Genomic DNA, 24394 nt, shown 5'->3' with positions numbered 1-24394 from the left:
TCAGCTTAGCCGAAGCGGGACGCCCCTGAACCCCTGCCTGCTTGCCTGTCGCCGCCCGGCCTGGGCCGACCGCGGCGACACCCGTCGCAGGGCGACGCCCATCGCAGAAGGAGCACTGCTCAGCATGAGCGCAACCACCCGCACCGCACCCGTCCCGGTCCTGTCGTACAGCCCGGTGGTCCTGTCCGTGCCCGGCCGGCCGGTGGACCTCCAGGTACGCGTCTCCGCGCCGGGGACCGGAAGCGGCCTGCCCGTCATCCTGCTCTCCCACGGCCACGGCCCCTCGCACCACCTGTCCTCGCTGAACGGCTACGCGCCGCTCGCCAACGCCTGGGCGGAGCAGGGCTTCGTCGTCATCCAGCCCACCCACCTCACCTCCCGGACGCTGAGCCACCTGGTCGCCGACGCCCCCGGCGCACCGGACTTCTGGCGCTCCCGCGCCGAGGACATGACCCACGTCCTCGATCGGCTCGACCAGATCGAGCGCACCGTGCCGCAGCTCGCGGGACGGATCGACCGCACCAGGATCGCCCTCGCCGGGCACTCGCTCGGCGGCTTCACGGCCGCCCTCCTGCTGGGCGCCGGACTCAACGATCCCGCCACCGGGAACGTGGTGCACCTGGCCGAACCGCGGATCAAGGCGGGCGTCCTGCTCGCCGCGCCCGGCAGGGGCGGCGACGTCTTCAACGGGCCGATGGCCGAGCAGTGGCCCGTCATCGGAGCCGTCGACTTCTCCACCATGACCGCGCCCGCGCTGGTCGTCGCGGGCGACAAGGACGACTCGCGGCACTTCACCGACATGGGGCCGGACTGGCACGCCGACCCCTACACCCTCGCCCCCGGCCCCAAGGACCTGCTCACCCTGTTCGACGCGGGGCACGGACTCGGCGGGATCGCCGGGTACGACGCCGCCGAGACCACCGACGAGAATCCCGGGCGGGTCGCTGCCCTCGGACGGCTCACCGCCGCCTACCTCCGCAGCCGGCTCACCCCGGGTGACGGGGCCTGGCAGGCCGCGTGCGAGGCGCTGGCAACCGGCCCCGACCCGGTCGGACGGGTCGAGGCCAAGTAATCGCAGGGCCGGGGCTCGGGCCGTAGGGCTCGCGGGGGAGCCCTGCCCGGTGCCCGCCCGGCGCCGGGCGGGCACCCTCCGGCGGGGGTCGGTCAGGCCGCCGCGTCGAGGTCGGAGGCCAGCAGGTCGGCGAGCGCCCGGAGGGCGTCCTCGGCCCCGTCGCCGGAGGCGGTGAGCTCCAGGACGTCGCCGGAGCGGGCGGCCAGGGCGAGTACGGAGAGCAGGCTGCGGGCGTCGACGGGGGTCTGGCCCGGGCGGCCGACGGTGACCTTGACCGGCTGCCGGGCGGTGGCGGCCTGGACGAACAGTGACGCCGGGCGGGCGTGCAGGCCGCTGCTGGAGCCGACGGTGACCTGGGTCGAGTGCATGGGAGTCCTTGGGGGAGAGGGGGAGAAGGAGGGGACGACGGTCGGCCCGGGTGGGATCCGGGCCCGGTGGTGCCCGGCCCCCGCGGTACGGGGGCGGTCGCGGGGGCCAGGCGGTCTTTGGTTTCACGCCCGTTGGCGTGTTGCTTCGGTTGGTTCTACGCCCGGTTGCGAGCAGATGTCAACACATTCGGGCGTACTGCACGGACTGCGACGAGAGGCGACGAGAGGCAACGGGAGGCGGAGTAGCCCCTTGCATTTCCGTCCGAAGCGCGTATGGTCGGGCTTCACCAGGCGTAAACGGACATGAAACGGACCCAATCCCACATGTACGCACCCGAGCGGCAGCAACAGATCCTCCACCTCGCCCAGGAGCGGGGCCGGGTGGACGTGCCGACCTTGGCCGAGGACTTCGGCGTCACCCAGGAGACCATCCGGCGTGACCTGAGCGCCCTGGACAAGGCCGGCCTGCTGCACCGGGTGCACGGCGGCGCACTGCCCGTCGGCGCCCTGCACCTGGAACCCGGCCTGGCCGAACGGGACTCCACGGCCGCCGCCGAGAAGGAGCACATCGCCAGGGCGGCGCTGGCCCTGCTGCCCACCGAGGGCAGCGTGATCCTGGACGCCGGGACGACCGTCTCCCGGCTGGCCGGACTATTGCCCCTGGACTGCGCCCTCACCGTCGTCACCAACGCCCTCCCGGTCGCGGCCCGGCTGGCCGACCACCCGTCGCTCGCCCTGCACCTCGTCGGCGGGCGGCTGCGCCACCGCACCCAGGCCGCCGTCGACGCCTGGGCGCTGCGCGACCTGGCCGACGTCCACGCGGACGTCGCGGTGGTCGCCACCAACGGCTTCACCCCGGACGGCGTACTGTCGACGCCCGACCTCGCCGAGGCCGCCGTCAAGCGGGCCATGCTCGCCGGTGCGCGACGCGTCGTCCTGGTGGCCGACTCCTCCAAGTACGGCGCCCGCCACTTCGCCCGGTTCGGCTCGCTGGAGCAGGTCGACGTGCTGGTCACGGACACCGGACTGACCGACGAGCAGGCCGCCCAGATCGAGAACCACGGACCGGAAGTCATCCGCGCATGATCGTCACCATCACCCCCAACCCCAGTCTCGACCGCACCTACGAGCTGGGAACGCTCGCCGTGGGCGAGGTCAACCGGGCCGGGCAGGACCGGCTCGACCCCGGCGGCAAGGGCGTCAACGTCTCCCGTGCGCTCACCGCCGCGGGCCACCGGACGACGGCGGTCCTGCCACTCGGCGGCCCGTCCGGCGGACTGCTCGGCGACCTGCTGCGCCGCCAGGGCATCGACGTCGCGGCGGTCACCATCGCGGGCGACACCCGGATCAACGTCTCGATCGCCGAGGACGGCGGCGGCCTCACGAAGATCAACGCGGTCGGCCCCGAGCTCAGCGGCGCCGAGTCGGCCGCACTGCTCGCCCTCGTCCGCGACACCCAGCAGGCCGGACGGGGCACCGGCGACGGCGTCGACTGGCTGGCCTGCTGCGGCAGTCTGCCGCGCGGCCTCCGGCCCGGGTGGTACGCGGACCTGGTCGCGCAGGTGCACTCGGGCGGCGCCCGGATTGCCCTGGACACCTCAGGCCCCGCACTGCTCGCCGCGCTCCCGGCCCGCCCCGACGTGGTCAAGCCGAACCGCGAGGAACTCGCCGAGGCCGTGGGCCGCCCGGTCGCCACCGTCGGCGACGCCGTGGCGGCAGCAGGGCAACTGCGCGAACGCGGCGCCCAGCAGGTCCTCGCCAGCCTCGGTGCGGACGGGATGCTGCTGATCGCCGAGGAGGGCAGCTGGTACGGCAGCGCGCCGGTCGCCGCCGTCCGCAGCGACGTGGGAGCGGGCGACGCCTCGCTCGCGGGCTTCCTCGGAGCCGGTGGCACCGGCCCCGAGGCACTGGCGGCGGCCCTGGCACACGGCGCCGCCGCCGTACAACTGCCGGGGAGCGTCATGCCGACCCCGGCCGATCTGGACCCGGCCGCGGTGGTCGTGACGGCGGACCTCCCGCTCGAACGACCGCTCCGCGGCTGAGCACCGCCTCCTGCCGGAGGCACCCCGCCGGACCGTGTGGGACGGGCACGGCGGACATTCCCGGGGGCAAGGGAACACTGTCAGGCACCAGTTGAAGGACCGACACGATGAGCGACACCAGCGGACTGATCACACCCGCACTCGTTGACCTCCACCTCGCCCCCGCGGACAAGAGCGAGGCGCTGCGCTCCCTCGCCCAGCGCCTGGTCGCCGAGGGCCGGGTGACCGACCTCGACGGCTTCCTCGCCGACGTGGCCGCCCGCGAGGCCCAGGCCCCCACCGGGATGGGCGACGGGATCGGCATCCCGCACTGCAGATCACCCCACGTCACGCGGCCCAGCCTGGCCTTCGGCCGGAGCACCAGGGGCGTGGACTTCGACGCCCCGGACGGCCGGCCCGCCGACCTGGTCTTCATGATCGCGGCACCCGTCGGCGCGGACGACACCCACCTGCGGATCCTCGCCGCGCTGGCCGGTCGGCTGATGGACCCGGCGTTCACCGGCGCCCTGCGCGAGGCCGAGAGCCCGGCCGCGGTCGCGGCCCTGGTCAACGGGGAGGAGGCACCGGCCGTCGCTCCGGTGGCTGCCGCCGCCCCTGAGCCGGACCCGGCTGCTGCCCCGGAGCCGACCGGCGGCGGGCTGCGGCTCGTCGCGGTGACCTCCTGCCCGACCGGCATCGCCCACACCTACATGGCCGCCAAGGCCCTCGAACTGGCCGCCGCCCGGGCGGGCGTGCAGATCCAGGTCGAGACCCAGGGGTCGGCCGGGACGACGGTGCTGGCCCCCGAGGTGATCGCGGCCGCCGACGCGGTGATCCTCGCCCATGACGTCGAGGTCCGGGACCGCGCCCGCTTCGCCGGCAAGCCGACCGTCGACGTGGGTGTGAAGGCCGGCGTCAACCGCGCCGACGACCTGATCGCGCAGGCTGCCGGGCTGGTCGCCGAGGCCGGCAGCGGAGCGAGTGCCGCCCCGGTCACCGCGGCGAGCGCGCAGCCCGGCGAGCACTGGGCCCAGCGGCTGCGCAAGTACCTGATGACGGGCGTCAGTTACATGATCCCGTTCGTCGCGGCGGGCGGTCTGCTGATCGCCCTCGCCTTCGCCATCGGCGGGTACCAGATCGCCTCCGCGCCGTCCGTGCTGGGCCACTTCGACTGGACCTCCTCGCACAGCTGGGCGGCGATGCTGTTCCAGACCGGCAAGACCTCCTTCGGCTTCCTCGTCCCGATCCTCTCCGGGTACATCGCCTGGGGGATCGCGGACCGGGCGGCCCTGGCCGCCGGCATCGCGGGCGGCGCCGTCTCGGTGGCGGTCGGCGCGGGCTTCCTCGGCGGCATCGTCTCCGGCCTGGCCGCGGGCTTCCTGGTGCTGTGGATGATCCGCTGGAACGTGCCGCGCGCGATCAGGGGCATCATGCCGGTGGTGGTGATCCCGCTGCTGTCGGTGGCGGCGGTCGGCTTCCTGATGTTCGTGCTGGTCGGCTCGCCGATCGCCTCGGCGATGAACGGCCTGACCGACTGGCTGAACGGCCTCTCCGGCTCCAACGCGATCCTGCTCGGCGTGCTGCTCGGCGCGATGATGGCCTTCGACATGGGCGGCCCGCTCAACAAGGTCGCCTACACCTTCGCGGCCGGCGCGCTCACCACCGCGGGCACCACCCCGGACGCCGGCAGCCTCAAGGTGATGGCCGCGGTGATGGCCGCCGGCATGACCCCGCCGCTGGGCATGGCCCTGGCCACCGTCGTCCGGCGCAGGCTGTTCACCCCCGAGGAGCGGGAGAACGGCAAGGCGGCCTGGGTGCTCGGCGCCTCGTTCATCACCGAGGGCGCGATCCCGTTCGCCGCGGCGGACCCGCTGCGGGTCATCCCGGCGAGCATCGTCGGCAGCATGACGGCCGGCGGCCTGGTGATGGCCTTCGGCTCCACCCTGCGCGCGCCGCACGGCGGGATCTGGGTGCTGCCGCTGATCGGCAGCCCGTTCCTGTACCTGCTCGCGGTCGCGGCGGGCACGGTGGTCACCACGGCGGTGGTCGTCCTGCTCAAGGGGATGCGGAAGGACGCCGCCCCGGCGGCCGCGGACTCCGCCGTCGACGGGAAGGCGCTGGTCGGCGCCTGACCCGAGGGCCCGTAACTGTTCAGGGCGCCCGCTCGGTGGAGCGGGCGCCCTGGTCGTGTCCGGAGCGGTGGGTTGCCAGGCGGGCCCGTCTTCGAACCTCCGCTCCGCAAAGGGGAGTTCGAAGACGGGCCCGTCGGTGCCGGTCGGCTTCTCCGAGAGCCGGTCCCTCACCGGGCCGGGGTGAAGCCTCCCCAGACGGACGCGGTGCCGCCCGTCGACTGGGCCTCGACGCGGTAGCCGTCGCCGCCGGTCGCGCGGGGCACGCCGTTGGCGTGGTTGAACTGGCTCGCGAACTCGTGCTCACCCGCCGGTACCGTGCGGCCCGGTTTGAGGACCCAGCGGTAGACCAGGGCGCCGCCGGACTCCTGGACGGTGACGGTGAAGTCGTCGGGCGGCAGGGTCCGCCAGTTGCCGGCGTCCCGTACGTCGCCGGTCTGGGCGACGCGCAGCTCGACGGTGAGGGAGGAGAGCGGCTGGGTGGTCCTGAGCAGGAGGTTGTCCTGGCCCCAGTAGACGGTGCTGTGCGAGTCGATCGACCCCTCCGACCAGAGCGACCCGTTCTGGGCGCGGCTGGTGGCCGACGGGGTCGGGGTCGGGTGCGGGCTGGTCGGGGCAGCCGGGGCTGGCGCGGGCACGGGGGCGGCCGGGGGTGCCGACCGGGTCGGCGTCGGGGTGTCCGCGGGGGCGGGGGTGGTCGGCGCGACGACGGGTTCCGTCGACGTCGGAAACTTGCCGATCGCCGCCATGGCGAGACCGCCGGTGGCCAGGATGCCGGTGGCGGCCAGGGCGGCGATCGCGGCCTTGGGCCACGACCTGAGGCCCGAGCGCGTGCGGTGGCGACCGGCGGGACCGGCCGTGCCGCGCTGGACACGGGCCAGTATCCTCGCCCGGTCGGGCTGGTGGGCCTCGGCGGCTTCGCGCAGCTGCTGGCTGATGTGCTCGTTCACCGGCTCCTCCTTCCTGTGATCAGTTCGCCGACCGCTCGTACTCCGAGCGCGCGTTGCAACTCGGCCATCCCCTTCGAGGTCTGACTCTTCACCGTACCGACGGATATGCCGAGCGCCGCAGCCGTGTCCTTCTCCGAGAGGTCGAAGGCGTGGCGCAGCAGCACGCAGGCCCGTTTGCGGAAGGGCAGCCGGTCGAGCGCCGCGCGGACGTCGAGCACGGCCGCCGTGTCCGGTCCCGAGGTCTTCTCCGGGGTGCGGGACCAGAACAGCAGCACTCGGCGCCGCTCGCGGACCGCACTGCGGATCCGGGCCCGGGCCATGTTGGCGACCACCCCGCGGGCGTAGGCCAGCGGGTGGTCGGCTCCGCGGAAGCGGTCCCAGCGTTGCCACAGAGCGATCAGCGCATCCGAGGCGATGTCGTCGGCCGCATCCGTCTCGCCGGTCAAGAGGTGGGCGAGACGGGCGAGTTCGGCGTAGTGGCGTTCGAAGAAGTCGTGGAACTCCGCGGACGCATCATCGAACGCATCATCGAGGAGCATGTCCCCTGGTCGCCCTCTCCCTGCAATGTGAGCGTTAACAAGAGGCATGAGCGTAGCAGTGCCCAGATCAGGGGCGGGGCCGTGGTCAGCTCGGTCGGCGACCACCGCCCGCCGCCGGGCGAGCCGTGTGGTCAATGCCGGGAGAACTGGACGCGGGTCGGCTGGACGGCGTCCGGCTTCACCGGCAGGGCGTCGACGGTCAGTTGCTCCCCGTAGACGTCGGTGACCCTGATCCGGCCGCCGCACCCGCTGCCGTCGGGGGAGAGGAAGTAGTTGTAGTCGGTGCGGGTCAGCTGCCGCCAGCCCCCTCCGGCCGGGACCTCCAGAGCCGCCACCGGGTTCCGGTGGCCGATCACCTGGATCCCGCACCACCACTGGGAGGAGCCGACCTTGTACCGGATCGACATCGTGTCGGGTGCCGTGCCGGGGCTCAGCAGCGTCCAGGTGATCGGGAGGCGGCCCACCGAGAGGTCGGCGAGCTTGCCGAAGGCCTCGTGGCTCAGGTCGAGCTGCCCGGGTGCGCAGGGCAGCGGGCACTCGTTGACGATCCGCACCGTGATGCTCGCCCCGTTGGCGGCGCGGACCAGCACGGACGCCCCGCACGCCTTGGAGGTCTCGTAGTCGGTGGAGTTCATCGCCGCGACCATCATGTCGCCGGACGGTCCGAACGAGCAGGCGCCGTTGCCGTCGGCGGCGTCATAGGAGGTCGCGATGCCCTGGTAGCTCGCCCCGGGTTTGATCTGCCCGGCCTGCGAGGCCGAGGCCGGGACACTGCGGGCACTGCTGGCGGCGGCCGAGGGGGGCGGGGTGGCCGGGGTGGCCGACGGCTTCGGCGTGGGGGTGGTGGCCGACGGTGAGGGGGTTGCGGTGGCCGAGGGTGTGGGGGTGGTGGCCGACGGCGACGGCGTCGGGGACGTGGGGTCGGCCGGGGCGCTGACGCCGGACGGTGTGCTCGGCTCGGTGGCGGCTACGGAGGCGGCGGCCGGCTCGGCGGAGACGGCGCCGTCCCCGCCACCCGGCAGCAGTGTGAAGGCCAACAGGACCAGCACACCCACCGCGACCAGCGCCAACGGTATGCCCAGGGTCAGCCCGCGCCTGCGGTTCGACTGTGGCGCGGCATGCTTCGTTGCCTTCATTCCCGTCCATTCGGTAGGTCGACCTCGGTGGGTCGACTCGACGTTGCGCTGACCAGTGGTCACCGGGACCGGAAAGGTTGCCGTTCCGGTGCAGATTTTTTCGGGGCACCGTGGGCGTTCCGCCCTCGGTGTCACCCGTCAGCTGCCGCCGGTGCGGAGGAGGTTGCCGCGCGGTCGGGAATTCTTCGGCTCGCGTCCGGGCTTGACGGTTGGGCAGGGGCCTGAACAAAATGCCGGTTCACGCATCACATGCACCTGATCGCGCCCGCGCCGACGCGTACTATGCCCGCTATGTCCACATTTGCCGTGATTGCGGTTGTCGCGCTCGCCCTCCTGCACGTCTACATCCTGGTCCTGGAGATGTTCCTGTGGACCACTCCGCGGGCCCGGGCCTCCTTCGGCACCTCCGAGGAGTTCGCGGTCTCGACCAAGGCGATGGCCGCCAACCAGGGCCTGTACAACGGCTTCCTGGCGGCCGGGCTGCTCTGGGGCGCGTTCGCCGACGACCCGGTGGGCTTCCAGACGCGGGTCTTCTTCACGTCCTGCGTCGCCGTCGCCGGTGTGTACGGCGCGGTGACCTCCTCCCGGAAGATCCTGTTCGTGCAGACCGTGCCGGCCCTGGCCGTGCTCGTCCTGGTGCTGCTGGCCCGCTGAGCCCGGAACCGCCTGGAACCGCACTTCGAGGGGTGCCTCTCCACCGAGAGGCACCCCTCCTGCCGCCGCTCGGCCGGGTGCACAGTTCGTGGCCCCAGTCGATCACCTCGCGCAGGGTGCGGTGGTGGGCCGGTGCCCTCCGGCTGCCGCCGGTGAGCAGCGCGAAGCGGTTCTCCCATCGGTCCGTGAGTTGGCCGACGGTGGGCGTGCGCAGACGGGAGGCGGCCAGGAGGGTGGTGGCCGACTCGGCGCAGGAGTCGATGAGGTGCTCGCAGTTGTCGAGCACCAGCAGGGCCCGCCGTTCGGCCAAGAAGCCGGCGAGCCGGTCCAGGGCCGCGCGGATCCGGCGCCGGTCTGCACCGGCGCCCGTACGGCCGCGTTCCCGCCACGTTCCTGCCACGTTCCTGCCACGTTGCGGAGACGTGGCAGGACGGGCGCGGTGTGGGGCACCGCACCCGTCCGTTCGCCCCCGGACCGGGTCAGGAACCGGCCCGGCGCTTGTTGTAGACGTCGAAGCCCACCGCTGCGAGCAGCACCAGGCCCTTGATCACCTGCTGGTAGTCGGTGCCGACGCCGACCAGCGACATGCCGTTGTTCAGCACGCCGAGCACCAGGCCGCCGATGATCGCGCCCAGCACGGTGCCCACGCCGCCGCTGGCGGAGGCGCCGCCGATGAAGGCGGCGGCGATCGCCTCCAGCTCGAAGTTGATGCCGGCCTGCGGGGTGCCGGCGTTGAGCCGTGCGGCGAAGACCAGCCCGGCGAGTGCCGCGAGGACGCCCATGTTGGTGAAGGCGAGGAAGACGACCCGCTTGCTCTTCACCCCGGACAGCTTGGCCGCCGGCTCGTTGCCGCCGATGGCGTAGGTGTGCCGGCCGATGATCGAGTTGCGCATCAGGTAGCCGAAGCCGACCAGCAGGGCGCCGAGGATCAGCAGGACGATCGGCACGCCGTGGTAGCTGGCCAGCAGCAGGGTGAACACCAGCACGGCCGCCGTGATCACGGCGAGCTTGACCAGGAACAGCCCGAGCGGGAGCACCTCCAGCCCGTACGAGGCGGTCTGCCGTCGGCCGCGCAGCTCCTGGACGACCGCGACGGCCAGCACCGCGAGACCGATCAGCAGGGTGAGGTTGTGGTAGTTGGTGTGCGGGCCGACCTCGGGCAGGAAGCCGCTGCTGATGCTCTGGAAGCCCTTGGGGAACGGCGCCACCGACTGGCCCTGCAGCAGGATCTGGGTGGCCCCGCGGAACAGCAGCATGCCCGCCAGGGTGACGATGAAGGACGGGATCCCGAGGTAGGCGATCCAGAAGCCCTGCCAGGCGCCGGCCAGGGCGCCGATCACCAGCGCGGCCAGGGCCGCGACGGGCCACGACACATGGTGCTCGACCATCATCACCGCGGCGGCGGACCCGACGAAGGCGGCCAGCGAGCCGACCGAGAGGTCGATGTGCCCGGCGATGATGACGATCATCATGCCGATCGCCAGGATGAGGATGTAGCTGTTCTGCTGGATCAGGTTGGTGATGTTGAGCGGTTGGAGCAGGATGCCGTCGGTCCAGATCTGGAACAGCAGCACGATCAGCGCGAGGGCGACCAGCATGCCGTACTGGCGCACGTTGCCGCGCAGCGCACGGGCCAGCGCGGCGCCGACGGACGGGCTCGCGCCGGGCTCGGGGCCGTTCTGGGCGGAGTCCGGGATGATCTCGGTCTGGGCCATGCCTCACACCTGCTCGTTGCTGGATGCGGCGCTCATGGTCATGAGCCGCATGAGGGATTCCTGGGTGGCGTCGGCGCGGGCGACCTCGCCGGTGATCCGGCCTTCGGCCATGGTGTAGATCCGGTCGCACAGGCCCAGGAGTTCGGGGAGTTCGGACGAGATGACGAGTACGGCCTTGCCCTGGGCGGCCAGTTCGGCGATGACGGTGTAGATCTCCGCCTTGGCGCCGACGTCGATGCCCCGGGTGGGCTCGTCGAGGATCAGCACCTCCGGCTCGGCGAAGATCCACTTGCTGAGGACGACCTTCTGCTGGTTGCCGCCGCTGAGCGTGCCGGTCCGGGTGAACACCGTCGGAGCCTTGATGTTCATGGTGCGCCGGAACGACTCGGCGACCTGGCTCTCCGCGTGCCGGTCGACCCGGCCGTACCGGGCGACCTTGCCGAGCGCGCTCAGCGAGATGTTCCGGCTGATGTCGTCGATCAGGTTGAGGCCGAAGTGCTTGCGGTCCTCGGTGACGTACGCGATGCCGTGCCCGATCGCCTCCGGCACCGTCCGGGTGCGGATCTCCTCGCCGTGCAGCAGTACCCGCCCGCCGCTCCAACGCCCGTACGAGCGGCCGAAGACGCTCATCGCGAGCTCGGTGCGGCCGGCGCCCATCAGGCCGGCGACGCCGACGATCTCGCCGCGCCGCACGTTCAGGGAGGCGCCGTCCACCACGGTGCGCTGCTGGTCGATCGGGTGCTGGACGGTCCAGTCCGCGATCTCGAAGGCGACCTCGCCGATTTCCGGGGTGCGCTCGGGGTAGCGGTGCTCCAGGTCCCGGCCGACCATGCCGCGGATGATCCGGTCCTCGGAGATGCCCTCCGGACCGATCGCGATGGTCTCGATGGTCCGCCCGTCGCGCAGGATGGTGACGGCGTCGGCGACCCGGGCGATCTCGTTCAGCTTGTGCGAGATGATGATGCAGGAGATGCCCTGCGCCTTGAGCTCCAGGATCAGGTCGAGGAGCTTGCGGCTGTCCTCGTCGTTCAGCGCGGCGGTCGGCTCGTCCAGGATGAGCAGCTTGACCTTCTTGGCCAGCGCCTTGGCGATCTCGACCAGTTGCTGCTTGCCCACGCCGAGGTCGGCGATCCTGGTGTGCGGGCTCTCCTCCAGGCCGACCTGCCGGAGCAGTTCGGCGGCGTGGGTGAGCGTCCGGTGCCAGCTGATGATGCCCCGGGTGGCGTGCTCGTTGCCGAGGAAGACGTTCTCGGCGATGGACAGGTAGGGCACCAGGGCGAGTTCCTGGTGGATGATGACGATGCCGCGCTGCTCGCTGGCCCGGATGTCCTTGAAGCGGCAGGGCTCGCCCTCGAAGAGGATCTCGCCCTCGTAGCTTCCGTGCGGGTACACCCCGCTGAGCACCTTCATCAGGGTGGACTTGCCGGCGCCGTTCTCGCCGCAGATGGCGTGCACCTCTCCGGCGGCCACGCTCAGGTTGACCTCGGAGAGTGCCTTGACGCCGGGGAACGTCTTGCTGATCGACCGCATTTCGAGAACGGGTCCAGCCATGGTTCTGCGTCCGTATCGTTCGGGGCGGTGCGGTGGGGGATCGGTCGGGCACCGGGGTCGCGCCCGGGTGCCCGCCGCACCGCCGGTTCGGCACGGGGCCCGTCGAGCGGGCCCCACGGGCTACTTGAGCTGGTCCGCGGTGTACTGGCCGCTGTCGACCAGGACCTTCTGGTAGTTGTCCTTGTCGACGCTGACCGGCTGGAGCAGCTGGGCCGGAACGACCTTCACGCCGTTGTTGTACTGGGTGGTGTCGTTGACCTCGGGCTTGCCGCCGGTCAGCAGCGCGTCGCCCATCTGGACGGCGGCCTTGGAGAGCTGCCGGGTGTCCTTGTAGACGGTCTGGGTCTGCTCGCCCGCGATGATCGACTTCACCGAGGCCAGCTCGCCGTCCTGGCCCGTGACGACGGGCAGGGACTTGGCGGTGCCGTAGCCGACGCCCTTGAGCGAGGACAGGATGCCGATCGAGATGCCGTCGTAGGGCGAGAGCACGGCGTCGACGTGGGCGCTGGTGTAGGCCTTGCTCAGCAGGTTGTCCATCCGGGACTGGGCGACACCGCCGTCCCAGCGCAGGGTGGCGACCTGGTTGAAGTCGGTCTGGCCGCTCTGCACGACCAGCTTCTTCTGGTCGATGTACGGCTTGAGGACGCTCATCGCGCCGTTGAAGAAGAAGGTCGCGTTGTTGTCGTCCGGCGAGCCGGCGAAGAGCTCGATGTTGAACGGGCCCTTGCCGTCCTTGAGGCCGAGCTTGTCGACGATGTAGCTGCCCTGGAGGACACCGACCTTCTGGTTGTCGAAGGTCGCGTAGTAGTCGACGTTCTGGGTGCCGCGGATCAGCCGGTCGTACGAGATCACCGGGATGTGCGCGTCGGCGGCCTTCTGCAGCACGTTGGTGAGGGAGGAGCCGTCGATGGCGGCGATCACCAGCAGCTTGGCGCCCTTGGTGATCATGTTCTCCACCTGGGAGACCTGGTTCTCCACCACGTTGTCGCCGTACTGCAGGTCGGTCTTGTAGCCCTTGGCCTGGAAGTCCTTGACCATGTTGTTGCCGTCGTTGATCCAGCGCTCCGACGACTTGGTCGGCATCGCGATGCCGACGAGTCCGCCCTTGGCGTCGCCCTTGGCCGCCCCGTCGCCGACTCCGTTGGAGCTCTGGCCGCAGGCCGCCAACGAGAGCGTCAGGCCGGCCGCGACGAGACCCGCTGAAAGCTTCCGCACGTGTTTCCTCCATGGTGATGGTCCGCGACCGGAGCAGCGCACCCCTGACTGGGCGACTGGGAGCGGTCGAGCGGCGCCGACCGGAGCGGTCCTGCACGCTGTGGTGCGTCGGGGTGGTGGTAGCTCTGGCCTGGCGTGACATGAAGTGTTAACGCTAACAACGATGGCGTCAAGGGGGGTTAGATCACTGTTGGATCGCGATCCGCCAACGACCGCTCCGCAGGTGCGCGCCCCCTCGGCCGGGAGGTGCCCAGGGAGGTGGTGAGTGAACGTGAGGTGCGCATCGAGTGGTCATTATGGATGGGAATGCGCGGCGTCGTCCCCCGTCGGCGATCGGGGAGCGGGCATCTGTCGGTCAGGGGGCGCCGCCGGCCGGAGTCGGGCCCGTAGGCGTCGAGGGTCGGGCCGACGGGCTGGGAAGCACGCGGCTCGATCGGAGGCACAAACGGCGGCTGCTGCTTCGACTACGGCAACGCCGAGACCAGCAGCAACGACACCGGCAACGGCCACATGGAGGCGATCTACTTCGGCAACATCAAGGTCTGGGGCTACGGCTCCGGGCCGGGCCCCTGGGTGATGGCCGACCTGGAGAACGGCCTGTTCTCCGGGGCCGACACCCGCTACAACGCCAACGACCCGACGGTGAACCACCGTTACCTGACGGCCATGGTCAAGGGCGCGCCGAACCAGTGGGCGATCCGCGCGGGCGACGCCCAGTCCGGCGGGCTGTCGACCTTCTATTCCGGGCCGCGCCCGAACGCCTCGGGCTACAACCCGATGCACAAGGAGGGAGCGATCATCCTCGGCATCGGCGGTGACAACAGCAAGGGCGCCCGCGGCACCTTCTACGAAGGCGTGATGACCTCCGGCTACCCCTCGGAGGCCACCGAGAACGCCGTCCAGGCCAACGTCGTTGCCGCCGGGTACGCCAACTCCCCGGCGGTCGGCACGGGAGTGCTGCGGGGCACCGGTTCGGGCAAGTGCCTGGACGTCCCGGGCGCCTCCACCACGCCGGGGGTGCAGGCGCAGATCTACAGCTGCTCCGGCGCGGCGAACCAGACCTGGACCCGCACCGCCGGTGGACAGCTCACCGTGGACATCTCCGGCAGCACGCTGTGCCTGGACGCGTACGGCGGCGGGACGGCCGACGGCACCAAGGTGGTGGCCTGGCCGTGCAACGGCGGGGCCAACCAGCAGTGGCAGGTCGACTCCGACGGCAGCGTCACCGGCGTCCAGTCCGGCCGCTGCCTGGACGTCGCGGGGGCGCTCACCGCCGACGCCACACCCGTCCAGCTGTGGAGCTGCTGGGGCGGCGACAACCAGAAGTGGGCCCTCGGGTAGCGCTCACCCGGGTCGGCCCCGACTCCGGCCCCGGTTCCGCGAGCACGCGGAGCCGGGGCCCAGGGCGTGTCCTTCGGATCACGTTCGCCAGGCGTGATCCGAACGACACGGCCTTAGGCTGCCGGGAAGGCCATGAACGAGGGAACGGGCTGGTACCAGGGCGACTGCCACGCGCACTCCGCCGCCTCGAACGGAGGGGAGATGACGCCGGAACAGCTGCTGGCCGCCGCACGCGGGGCGGTGCTCGACTCCAGCGTCGTCACCGAGCGCAACTCCTGCTGTCTGCAGGCTGGTTGGAAGCGGGGAGTGGACCGCGACCTGCTGGTGGTACCGGGTCAGGAGGTGCCCACTCGGGACGGGCACTGGCTCGCCCTCGGGCTCCGGCCGGGGCAGGTGGTCGACCGGCGCTACGGCGCCGCGGACGGCGCGACCGACCGGCGGCCGGCGGAGGTCCGCGGGGGCGGCGGGCTGTGCGTGGCCGCGCATCCGTTCGCGCCGTACGGATCGGGCACCTTCCGGTGCCCGTACCGCGGGTTCGACCTGGTCGAGGTGTGGAACGGGCCGTGGCGTTCGGAGCTGCCCTGGCAGGCGGACAACGAGGCGGCGCCGGCACAGTGGGCGCGGAGCCTGACCGCCGACCTCCGGAGGGGCCGGCGGTGGCGGCCCGCGACCGGGAGCAGCGACACCCACCTCGCGGGCCGGATCGGGATCCCGCGCACCGTCGTCCTGGCGGACGGGCCGGAGCGGGCGGCGATCCTCGCCGGACTCCGGGCGGGCCGCAGCCGGATCGCCGCGGGGAGCGCCGTCGAGCTGTCCTTCACGCTCATCGGCGGTGGCCGGGGGGCCGGGATCGGTGAAGCGCTGACGGTCGGCGACGAGTCGGGCGTCGTCGTACGGGCCGAGCCGCAGGGCGTGCCCGCCGGCACGGTGAGCCTGCACACCGCGAAGGGCCGGGTGCGCGAGGCCGCACTGCCCCGCACCGACGCGGACACCGTCGAGTGGCGGGTCGGGGCGGCGGAAGCGACGCAGGCGCTCTTCGCCCGTGCCGAGGTCCGTGACGCCGAAGGCGCCGTGGCGGCCCTCACCAACCCGGTCCTCCTCGAACCGCGTCGGTGATCCGGAATGCGCTGCGTACCGGACCGCTCGCCGGACGCGGTCGCCGACCGGGAGCGGGCGGACGAAGCGGGCAAGTACCCCCGCGGATGAGGCGTGAGCGTTAACTTGGCGGTATTGGCACATGTCAGCGCCCTGAGGGACTGGTATGAAGAGAAACCACGGTTGAACCGAGGGTGACGGATTGGCCTGGACCTGGTCGCGTACTGTGGTCCACAGCCTAGGAGGGGACGACGAGTGGGAACCGACAGCACCGGGGCGGAACAGCGCCAGCCCGTGATGGCGGACGTGGCGAAACTGGCGGGTGTCTCCCACCAGACGGTGTCCCGGGTGCTCAACGGGGCTCCGCACGTGCGGCCCGACACCCGGGACCGGGTGCTGGCCGCGATACGGGAGCTGGACTACCGGCCCAACTCCGCCGCCCGGGCCCTGGTGACCCGTCGGTCGCAGACCCTCGGGGTGGTCAGCTTCGACTCGACCCTCTACGGCCCTGCCTCGATGCTGGACGGTATCGAGCGGGCCGCGCGCAGCGCCGGGTACTTCGTGAGCGTGACCAGTCTGCGCTCCCTGGACGGCCGTTCGGTCCAGGAAGCCGTCGACCGGCTGCGTGACCAAGGGGTGGAGGGCGTCGTGGTGATCGCGCCGCAGACCTCCGCGGTCAGCGCGGTGTCCCGGCTCTCCAGCTCGGTGCCGCTGGTCGCGGTCGGTTCGGGCGACCAGACCCGGGTGCCCATGGTCTCGGTGGGCAATCGCTACGGTGCGGGAGAGGCGACCAGGTACCTGCTGGACCTGGGCCACCGCACCGTGCACCACCTGGCGGGGCCGGCCAACTGGCTGGAGAGCCAGGACCGGGAGGAGGGCTGGCGCCTCGCGCTGCAGGCGGCCGGGGCCCCCGTGCCGGAGGTGGAGCGGGGCGACTGGAGCGCCCGCTCGGGCTACCAGGCGGGGCTTCGGATCGCCCGGCTGCGCGACGTCACTGCCGTCTTCTGTGCCAACGACCACATGGCTCTCGGCCTGCTGCGGGCCTTCCACGAGGCAGGTCGGCACGTCCCGCAGGAGATCAGCGTGATCGGCTTCGACGACATTCCGGAGGCCGCCTACTTCACCCCGCCGCTGACCACGGTGCGGCAGGACTTCGGCGAGCTCGGCAGACGGGCCTTGGAGCTGCTCGTCGGAGAGCTGGAGGGTGCCGCATCCCCTCCGGCCCAGGTGCAGGTCTCCCCGGAACTGGTGCTGCGGCGCAGCGTGGGGCCGTCCGCCCGTCGTTGAGCCCGGTGCGCCGGTGCGCCGGTGGCCGCGCACCAGGCGGGTACCGGCCGGCCAGTGCCTGTCCGGCTCTTCGGCTCCGTCCTGTCCACCTCCCTTGACATGCAGTTTGTTAGCGCTAACAATCTCTGTGAGCGTTAACAACAGCGCTTCTTCCACTCCGTCGGCCGGGCCACTGCATCCCGCTTCCGTGAGCCCGGCCGACGGCTTCGCGTTCCGCTGCCTCCCGAGGGTGGGGCGGCGGAACGGAGACTGTCGTCGGTGCGGCCCGCCCTGCCCCGGTCGAGGACCGCACCGGCGACAGCCCACAACCCAGGCTTCCCGTACGAAGGATGACCACGTGACAGTGACCCCTGCCGCCCACGACTCCGACCAGTACGTCGTCGGCGTCGACTTCGGCACCCTGTCCGGCCGCGCGGTGGTGGTCCGGGTCCGGGACGGCGAGGAGATGGGCACCGCCGTCCACGACTACCCGCACGCCGTCATCGAGCACGAACTGCCCGGCACCGGCCGCCCGCTCCCGCCCGACTGGGCGCTGCAGCACCCGGCGGACTGGCGCGAGGTGCTGCGCATCGCCGTCCCGGCCGCGCTCGCCGACGCCGGCGTCGACCCCGCCCGGGTCATCGGCATCGCGACCGACTTCACCGCCTGCACCGTCCTTCCAGCGCTCGCCGACGGCACCCCGCTGGCCGAGACGCCGCAGTGGGCCGCCCGCCCGCACGCCTGGCCCAAGCTCTGGAAGCACCACGCCGCGCAGCCCCAGGCCGACCGCATCAACGAACTGGCCCACGCCCGCGGCGAGAAGTGGATCTCACGTTATGGCGGCCGGATCTCCGCCGAGTGGCAGTACGCCAAGGCGCTGCAGGTGCTGGAGGAGGACCCCGCCGTCTACGGCGCCTGCGAGCGCTGGATCGAGGCCGCCGACTGGATCGTCTGGCAGCTGACCGGCACCGAGAGCCGTAACACCTGCACCGCCGGTTACAAGGGCATCCACCAGGACGGGAGTTACCCGACCGAGGACTACCTCGCCGCGCTCCACCCGGACTTCGCCGACTTCGCCCGCACCCGCCTGGACCACCCGCTGTCCCCACTGGGCACCCGGGTGGGCTCGCTCACCGCCCGGGCGGCGGAGTGGACCGGACTCCCGGTCGGCACCGCCGTCGCCGCCGGCAACGTCGACGCCCACGTGGCAGCCCCGGCCGCCCGGGCCGTCGACGACGGCCAACTCCTCGCCATCATGGGCACCTCCACCTGCCACGTGGTCAACGGCGCGACCCTCGCCGACGTCCCCGGCATCTGCGGCGTGGTCCAGGACGGCATCGTCACCGGCTCCTACGGCTACGAGGCCGGCCAGAGTGCCGTCGGCGACATCTTCGCCTGGTGGCTGCGCCAGGGCGTGCCCGCCGACTACCTGGCCGAGGCCGAGTGGAACGGCGAGGACCTGCACCAGCTGCTCACCCGCAAGGCCGCCGCCCAACCCGTCGGCGGACACGGCCTGGTGGCGCTCGACTGGATGAACGGCAACCGCTCCACCCTGGTCGACCACCACCTCTCCGGAGTGATCGTCGGGCTCACCCTGGCCACCCGCCCCGAGGAGGTCTACCGGGCGCTGCTGGAGGCCACCGCCTTCGGCACCCGCGTCATCGTCGAGGCCCTGGAACAGGGCGGGGTCCCGGTCACCGAGTTCATCGTCACCGGTGGCCTCAAGAAGAACGCCCTGCTGATGCAGATCTACGCCGACGTACTGCGCCGCCCGGTCTCGGTCGCCGACTCGGAGCAGGGCCCGGCGCTCGGCTCGGCGATCCACGCCGCCGTCGCCGCCGGGGCCTACCCGGACGTCCGGACCGCGTCCGCCGCGATGGGCCGGGTGCAGAAGGACGCCTACCGGCCCGATCCGGCAGACGCCGACGCCTACGACCGCCTCTTCGCCGAATACCGGGCCCTGCACGACCACTTCGGCCGGGGCGCCGACAAGCTGCTGCACCGCCTGCGCGACATCCGCAACGCCGCCCTCACCACCCCGAGCGAGGCCCTGTGAACGCGACCATCGACCTCATCCGCCGCCAGGTCAACGACCTCCACGGCGAACTGGTCCGCTACAACCTGGTGGTCTGGACCGCCGGAAACGTGTCCGCCCGCGTCCCCGGCGAGGACCTGCTGGTCATCAAGCCCAGCGGCGTCTCCTACGACGACCTGTCGCCGGAGAACATGATCCTCTGCGACCTGGACGGCAACGTGGTCGAGGGCGAGCACGCCCCGTCCTCCGACACCGCCGCGCACGCCTACGTCTACCGCCACCTGCCCGAGGTCGGTGGAGTGGTCCACACCCACTCCACCTTCGCCTGTGCCTGGGCGGCCCGCGGCGAGGCCGTCCCGTGCGTCCTCACCGCGATGGCCGACGAGTTCGGCGCGGAGATCCCGATCGGCCCGTTCGCCCTGATCGGCGACGACTCGATCGGCCGCGGCATCGTGGACACCCTCCGGGGCCACCGCTCGCCCGCCGTCCTGATGCAGAACCACGGCGTCTTCACCATCGGCAAGGACGCCAAGGCCGCCGTCAAGGCCGCCGTGATGTGCGAGGACGTGGCCCGCACCGTCCACCTCTCCCGCCAGCTCGGCGAGCCGCTGCCGATCGCCCAGGCGGACATCGACAGCCTCAACTTCCGCTACCAGAACGTCTACGGCCAGCCTCAGGCCCGGTAAGGAGCCCACCCATGACCAAGCCACTCGAAGGCCGCCAGGTCTGGTTCCTGACCGGCAGCCAAGGGCTCTACGGCGAGGACACGCTGCGCCAGGTCGCGGAGCAGTCCCAGCAGATCGCCGAAGCCCTGAACCGTGCGTCGGCAGTGCCGGTCGAGGTGGTCTGGAAGCCCGTCCTGACGGACGCGGGCGCCATCCGCCGGATCTGCCTGGAGGCCAACTCCGCGGACGACTGCATCGGCCTGATCGCCTGGATGCACACCTTCTCCCCGGCGAAGATGTGGATCGCGGGGCTCGACGCCCTGCAGAAGCCGCTGCTCCACCTGCACACCCAGGCCAACGTCGACCTGCCCTGGCAGTCCATCGACATGGACTTCATGAACCTGAACCAGGCCGCCCACGGCGACCGCGAGTTCGGCTTCATCCAGTCCCGCCTCGGCGTGCCGCGCAAGACCGTCGCCGGGCACGTCACCGACCCCGCCGTCTCCGCCCGGGTCGGCGCCTGGGCCCGCGCCGCCGCCGGCCGCGCCGAGCTGCGCAGCCTCAAGCTCGCCCGCTTCGGCGACAACATGCGCGATGTCGCCGTCACCGAGGGCGACAAGGTCGAGGCCCAGCTCCGCTTCGGCGTCTCCGTCAACACCTACGGCGTCAACGACCTCGTCGTCGCCGTGGACGCCGCGGACGAGAACGACGTCACCGCGCTGGTCAAGGAGTACGAGGACAGCTACCGTCTCGTCCAGGCGCTTCGGGCCGGTGGGGAGCAGCACGAGTCGCTGCGCTACGCGGCCCGGATCGAGCTCGGTCTTCGCGGCTTCCTGGAGCAGGGCGGCTTCAAGGCCTTCACCACCAATTTCGAGGACCTCGGCGGGCTCCGCCAGCTCCCCGGCCTCGCGGTGCAGCGGCTGATGGCCGACGGCTACGGCTTCGGCGGCGAGGGCGACTGGAAGACCTCCACCCTGCTGCGCACCCTCAAGGTGACCTCCGCGGGCCTCGCCGGCGGCACCTCCTTCATGGAGGACTACACCTACCACCTGGAGTCCGGCCGTGAGCTGATCCTCGGCGCGCACATGCTGGAGGTCTGCCCGAGCATCGCCGCCGGCACCCCGTCCTGCGAGATCCACCCGCTGTCCATCGGAGGGCGTGAGGACCCGGTCCGCCTGGTCTTCGACGCCGAGCCCGGTCCGGCGGTCGTGGTCGGCCTCGCCGACCTCGGCGACCGCTTCCGGCTGGTCGCCAACGAGGTGGACGTGGTCGCACCGCCGGAGCCGCTGCCCCACCTGCCGGTCGCCCGCGCGGTCTGGAAGCCGCGCCCGGACCTGCGCACCTCCACCGAAGCCTGGCTGACTGCCGGTGCACCGCACCACACCGTGCTCTCCAGCGCGGTCGGCGCCGAGGAACTGGAGGACCTCGCCGAGATGCTCGCCGTGGAGCTGCTGGTGATCGACGACGACACCACCATCCGCCGGTTCACCAAGGAACTGCGCTGGAACCAGGCCTACCACCGTCTGGCCCAGGGGTTCTGAGCCCCACGACGAGCGCCATCCGCACCACACCCGCACCACCGGACGTCCGACGCCCGCCCGCCTGCACGGGCGGGCGTCGCCGCTTTCCCGCAGTCCCGGGAAGAAACGGAGCAATCCCGTGCCGAACGACGCACTCGTGTCCCCGGGTGACCTGACGGTCTCCCAGGGAGGCGCCGCGACCCTGCCGGACGGGCGGTCCGTCACCCGCTGGACCATCGGCTCGCCGTCGGGCGTGCGGGCGGAGGTGCTCAACCTGGGCGCCCGGCTCCAGGCCCTGCACGTGCCGGACCGGGACGGACGGCGGGCGAACGTCGTCCTCGGCTGCGAGCGGGTGGGTGACCTGCTCGGGGAGGGCGCGTACTTCGGTGCGACGGTCGGCCGCTACGCCAACCGGATCGCCGACGGAGCGCTGCCGCTGGACGGTACGGTGCACCGGCTCACCACCCAGTCGACCGGCCACACCCTGCACGGCGGACGGGACGGATTCGCCACCCGGCTCTGGGACGGCGTGCCCGTCCGGGAGGGCCGACGGGCCGGAGTGCGGCTGCGTCTGCGCAGCCCCGACGGCGACCAGGGGTTCCCGGGGGCGCTCACCGCCGAGGTGACGTACCTGCTCGACCCGGCCGGCCGGCTGTGGATCGGCTACCGGGCGACCACGGACGCGCCGACGGTGGTCAACCTCACCAACCACACCTACTTCAACCTGGCCGGTGAGGGCAGCGGCACGGTGCTCGACCACCTGCTGCGCGTCGAAGCCCGCGGCTACCTCCCGGTGGATGCCGAGCTGATCCCGATCGGGCCCGTCGCGGGCGTCCTGGGCACGCCCTTCGACCTGCGCGAGGCCGGCCGGATCGGGGACCGCGTCGTCGACGGGGACCACCAGATCCGCCGGGCCGGAGCCGGCTTCGACCACAACTGGGTGCTGGACGGGAACGGGTTCCGGCGGGTCGCCGCCCTGAGCCATCCGGCCAGTGGTCGGCGGGTCGAGTGCCTGACGACGGAACCGGGGCTGCAGGTCTACACCGGCAACCACTTCGACGGCACGCTGAGCGGCCCGTCCGGCCGCCCGTACCACGCGTACGCGGGCGTGGCGCTGGAGACCCAGCACTTCCCGGACTCGCCCAACCGCCCCGAGTACCCCTCCACCGTCCTGCGCCCGGGGGAGGAGTTCCGTTCGATGACGGTGTACTGCTTCTCGGCCGAGTAGCCGAGTAGCCGAGTAGCCGAGCCACCGAGCAGCGGACGGCAGGTGAGGGGGCGGTGAGCCCGGTGGGCCCACCGCCCCCTCGGTGTTCAGTGCGTGACGAGGCCCCGTACCCTCCCGGGCGCCGGGGGAGAGTGCGGCTGTCAACTGCGTTGCGGGGCCGGTGCGGTGCTTTCGCGGATGATCAGTTCTGGTGCCATGAGGTGGAGTTGGTCCTCGGGTTCGTTGCCGGTGGCGGTGGCGGTGATTCGTGCCATGACCTGGTCGACGGCGATCTGTCCGAGGTCTTTTCGGGGGCTGGTGACGGAGGTGAGGCGGGGGGAGTGTTGTTCGGCCATCGGGTCGGGGCAGATGGCGATGACGGAGGCGTCTTCCGGTACGGTCCGTCCGTTGGCGCGCAGGAGGCTGAGGAGGGGGCCGATCGCGGTTTCGTTCTGGACCACGAAGGCGGTGGTGTCGGGGCGGTCGGCGAGGATGCGGGCGAGGGTGCCGGCGGTGCTCTCGTAGGTGCCCTCGCAGGGTCGGTGGAGGAAACGCAGGCCGCGTCGTTCGGCGTGGGTGCGGAAGCCGTCGAGGGTGCGTTGGGCGTAGCCGGCGTGGCGTCGGTAGACGGTGTTGCTGTAGCCGATGAAGGCGATGTCGTGGTGGCCGAGGTCGGCGAGGTGGTCGGCGCACAGGGCGCCGGCGGTGGCGAAGTCGTGGTCGACGCAGGAGAGTCCGGTGGGGTCGTCGGGCAGGCCGATGAGCGCGGCGGGGATGCCCTGGGCCCGTAGGACGGGGATGCGGTCGTCGTCGAGGCGGACGTCCATGAGGATGACGCCGTCGGCGAGTCCGGTGGCGGCGACCCGGCGGACGCCTTGGGTGCCTTCGTCGTTGGTGAGCAGCAGGACGTCGTAGCCGTGTTCGCGGGCGGTGACCGTGGCGGCGATGGCGATCTCCATCATCGTGGGCACGTGCACTTCGGGGTTGAGCGGCACGACCAGGGCGATGATGTGGGAGCGTTTGCCGGCGAGGGCGCGGGCACCCGCGTTGGGGTGGTAGCCGAGGTCGGTGACGGCCTGCTCGATGCGGAGCCTGGTCTCGTCGGAGATCCGGCGCTTGCCGCTGAGGGCGTAGCTGACCGTGCTGGACGAGACGCCGGCGTGCCTGGCCACATCGGCGAGTGTCACCATCGTTGTGGTTCCTTCGTGTCGGTTCGGGTGAGGTGTGTTCCCGTTCGTACGGTGGAGGAGGCCCGGGGAGGGACTGCTCCGGTGCGTGGGGCCCGTGGGGCCCGGTGCGGACTGCTCAGCCCCTGATCGCGCCGGTGCGGACGCCGGTGCGGGGGTGCTTCTGTATGAACGGGTACACGGTCACCAGTGGTACCAGGATGAGGACCGTCACCGCCATCCGGTGGCCGACCGTGTGGGAGAGCGCGGTGACGGCGGTGACGGCAGAGCGCGCCGACGTCGGCCGCGCAGTCCCTGCGGCGATGCCGCGGGGATCGCTGATCCTGCGATTCCACCCGGATCGCACAGTGGTGCGGCCCCTCCCCGTCGAAGCGTCGAAGCGCTTGAATGTTTCGGCGAGACTAACGACGCGTCACCAGTTGGGCAAGAGGCTGGACAAAAGCAGAATCCTTTGTTTTCCAGGGTAGTTGACAGGTCCGTACGGATCGTGTCAGCGTCGAGGCGCTTCGACTTGTGACCGCCGAGCCCAGCCCACCCGATGGGGATCCCAAGCGAGTTCCGTGTCGGCGTCCGCAACCGAGGCGGCCCCAGAGGTCACCACCCCCGCCCTGGTACGCCACCCCGCCCTCGCAGCACCCGGAGGAAGCCCCGTGCCCGTCACCGACTTCGGCGTCGACGAACTCGTCGGCTACCGGCCCGAGTCGACCGCCCCGCAGGACTTCGACGCA

The 24394-nt window shown here is 71.8% G+C and carries 19 protein-coding genes and 1 pseudogene; 12 read left to right on the top strand and 8 right to left on the bottom strand.

Annotated features, from left to right (window positions below; genetic code table 11):
- Positions 1 to 124 precede the first annotated feature (124 nt).
- On the top strand, positions 125 to 1072 hold the full coding sequence (locus ACFV8H_RS28175; protein WP_380405337.1) for an alpha/beta hydrolase family protein: 948 nt from the start codon (positions 125 to 127) through the stop codon (positions 1070 to 1072).
- A 92-nt stretch (positions 1073 to 1164) separates the two neighbouring features.
- On the opposite strand, the gene ACFV8H_RS28170 is transcribed toward ACFV8H_RS28175, so the two are convergent.
- Positions 1165 to 1440, bottom strand: a complete 276-nt coding sequence (locus ACFV8H_RS28170) for an HPr family phosphocarrier protein (RefSeq protein WP_380405335.1) — start codon at positions 1438 to 1440, stop codon at positions 1165 to 1167.
- A gap of 324 nt (positions 1441 to 1764) precedes the next feature.
- On the opposite strand from ACFV8H_RS28170, the gene ACFV8H_RS28165 reads away from it, so the two are divergent.
- The 3 genes from ACFV8H_RS28165 to ACFV8H_RS28155 all read left to right on the top strand — a co-directional run bounded on the left by ACFV8H_RS28165 (position 1765) and on the right by ACFV8H_RS28155 (position 5593).
- Positions 1765 to 2526, top strand: a complete 762-nt coding sequence (locus tag ACFV8H_RS28165) for a DeoR/GlpR family DNA-binding transcription regulator (RefSeq protein WP_380405332.1) — start codon at positions 1765 to 1767, stop codon at positions 2524 to 2526.
- Complete coding sequence (gene pfkB / locus ACFV8H_RS28160; protein ID WP_380405330.1) at positions 2523 to 3482, top strand: 1-phosphofructokinase; 960 nt, start codon at positions 2523 to 2525, stop codon at positions 3480 to 3482. The genes ACFV8H_RS28165 and pfkB overlap by 4 nt, the downstream gene beginning before the upstream one ends.
- 107 nt (positions 3483 to 3589) lie before the next feature.
- Positions 3590 to 5593 (top strand): fructose-specific PTS transporter subunit EIIC, encoded by a 2004-nt coding sequence (locus tag ACFV8H_RS28155; protein ID WP_380405327.1) that lies wholly within the window; start codon positions 3590 to 3592, stop codon positions 5591 to 5593.
- A gap of 167 nt (positions 5594 to 5760) precedes the next feature.
- On the opposite strand, the gene ACFV8H_RS28150 is transcribed toward ACFV8H_RS28155, so the two are convergent.
- The 3 genes from ACFV8H_RS28150 to ACFV8H_RS28140 all read right to left on the bottom strand — a co-directional run bounded on the left by ACFV8H_RS28150 (position 5761) and on the right by ACFV8H_RS28140 (position 8215).
- A complete protein-coding gene (locus tag ACFV8H_RS28150; protein ID WP_380405324.1) occupies positions 5761 to 6540 on the bottom strand; it encodes a hypothetical protein in 780 nt (259 codons plus the stop codon).
- Positions 6537 to 7079, bottom strand: a complete 543-nt coding sequence (locus ACFV8H_RS28145; protein ID WP_380405321.1) for a SigE family RNA polymerase sigma factor — start codon at positions 7077 to 7079, stop codon at positions 6537 to 6539. Before ACFV8H_RS28145 ends, ACFV8H_RS28150 begins: the two co-directional genes overlap by 4 nt.
- A gap of 131 nt (positions 7080 to 7210) precedes the next feature.
- Positions 7211 to 8215 carry an expansin EXLX1 family cellulose-binding protein gene (locus ACFV8H_RS28140; protein WP_380405319.1) on the bottom strand — a complete coding sequence of 335 codons (1005 nt, stop codon included), beginning with the start codon at positions 8213 to 8215 and terminating at the stop codon, positions 7211 to 7213.
- Positions 8216 to 8506: 291 nt separating this feature from the next.
- Here ACFV8H_RS28140 and ACFV8H_RS28135 point away from each other — a divergent pair, with 291 nt between their 5' ends.
- Positions 8507 to 8869, top strand: coding sequence for a DUF1304 domain-containing protein (locus ACFV8H_RS28135; protein WP_380405316.1), 363 nt, complete (start codon positions 8507 to 8509; stop codon positions 8867 to 8869).
- A 479-nt stretch (positions 8870 to 9348) separates the two neighbouring features.
- Here the strand turns inward: ACFV8H_RS28135 and mmsB are convergent, their stop codons facing one another.
- The 3 genes from mmsB to chvE all read right to left on the bottom strand — a co-directional run bounded on the left by mmsB (position 9349) and on the right by chvE (position 13350).
- Positions 9349 to 10584, bottom strand: a complete 1236-nt coding sequence (gene mmsB / locus ACFV8H_RS28130; protein WP_380405313.1) for a multiple monosaccharide ABC transporter permease — start codon at positions 10582 to 10584, stop codon at positions 9349 to 9351.
- A 3-nt stretch (positions 10585 to 10587) separates the two neighbouring features.
- Positions 10588 to 12135 carry a multiple monosaccharide ABC transporter ATP-binding protein gene (gene mmsA, locus ACFV8H_RS28125; protein ID WP_380405310.1) on the bottom strand — a complete coding sequence of 516 codons (1548 nt, stop codon included), beginning with the start codon at positions 12133 to 12135 and terminating at the stop codon, positions 10588 to 10590.
- A gap of 120 nt (positions 12136 to 12255) precedes the next feature.
- Complete coding sequence (chvE, locus tag ACFV8H_RS28120) at positions 12256 to 13350, bottom strand: multiple monosaccharide ABC transporter substrate-binding protein (RefSeq protein ID WP_380405307.1); 1095 nt, start codon at positions 13348 to 13350, stop codon at positions 12256 to 12258.
- Positions 13351 to 13794: 444 nt separating this feature from the next.
- Between chvE and ACFV8H_RS28115 the strand changes: the two are divergent.
- From ACFV8H_RS28115 to ACFV8H_RS28085, 7 genes and pseudogenes are all read left to right on the top strand, one after another.
- Positions 13795 to 14691, top strand: a pseudogene (locus ACFV8H_RS28115) (arabinofuranosidase catalytic domain-containing protein); the annotation flags it as partial.
- A gap of 132 nt (positions 14692 to 14823) precedes the next feature.
- On the top strand, positions 14824 to 15807 hold the full coding sequence (locus ACFV8H_RS28110) for a CehA/McbA family metallohydrolase (RefSeq protein ID WP_380405304.1): 984 nt from the start codon (positions 14824 to 14826) through the stop codon (positions 15805 to 15807).
- 276 nt (positions 15808 to 16083) lie between these two features.
- Positions 16084 to 17073, top strand: coding sequence for a LacI family DNA-binding transcriptional regulator (locus ACFV8H_RS28105; protein ID WP_380405416.1), 990 nt, complete (start codon positions 16084 to 16086; stop codon positions 17071 to 17073).
- 337 nt (positions 17074 to 17410) lie between these two features.
- Entirely contained in the window at positions 17411 to 19108 is a 1698-nt protein-coding gene (locus ACFV8H_RS28100; RefSeq protein WP_380405301.1) for a ribulokinase, read from the top strand.
- A complete protein-coding gene (locus ACFV8H_RS28095; protein WP_380405298.1) occupies positions 19105 to 19773 on the top strand; it encodes an L-ribulose-5-phosphate 4-epimerase in 669 nt (222 codons plus the stop codon). Before ACFV8H_RS28100 ends, ACFV8H_RS28095 begins: the two co-directional genes overlap by 4 nt.
- A gap of 11 nt (positions 19774 to 19784) precedes the next feature.
- Entirely contained in the window at positions 19785 to 21293 is a 1509-nt protein-coding gene (araA, locus tag ACFV8H_RS28090; RefSeq protein WP_380405295.1) for an L-arabinose isomerase, read from the top strand.
- 118 nt (positions 21294 to 21411) lie between these two features.
- The gene (locus tag ACFV8H_RS28085; RefSeq protein WP_380405292.1) at positions 21412 to 22500 is read left to right on the top strand and encodes an aldose epimerase family protein; all 1089 of its coding nucleotides are present in this window, start codon (positions 21412 to 21414) and stop codon (positions 22498 to 22500) included.
- 140 nt (positions 22501 to 22640) lie between these two features.
- Here the strand turns inward: ACFV8H_RS28085 and ACFV8H_RS28080 are convergent, their stop codons facing one another.
- Positions 22641 to 23669, bottom strand: coding sequence for a LacI family DNA-binding transcriptional regulator (locus tag ACFV8H_RS28080; RefSeq protein ID WP_380405289.1), 1029 nt, complete (start codon positions 23667 to 23669; stop codon positions 22641 to 22643).
- Positions 23670 to 24394: the final 725 nt, after the last annotated feature.

The sequence above is a fragment of the Kitasatospora sp. NPDC059827 genome, from assembly GCF_042731675.1.
Taxonomy (GTDB): Bacteria; Actinomycetota; Actinomycetes; order Streptomycetales; family Streptomycetaceae; genus Kitasatospora.
The sequence above is the reverse complement of the archived record's forward strand: the minus strand, read 5'-3'. Positions and strand labels throughout refer to the sequence as shown.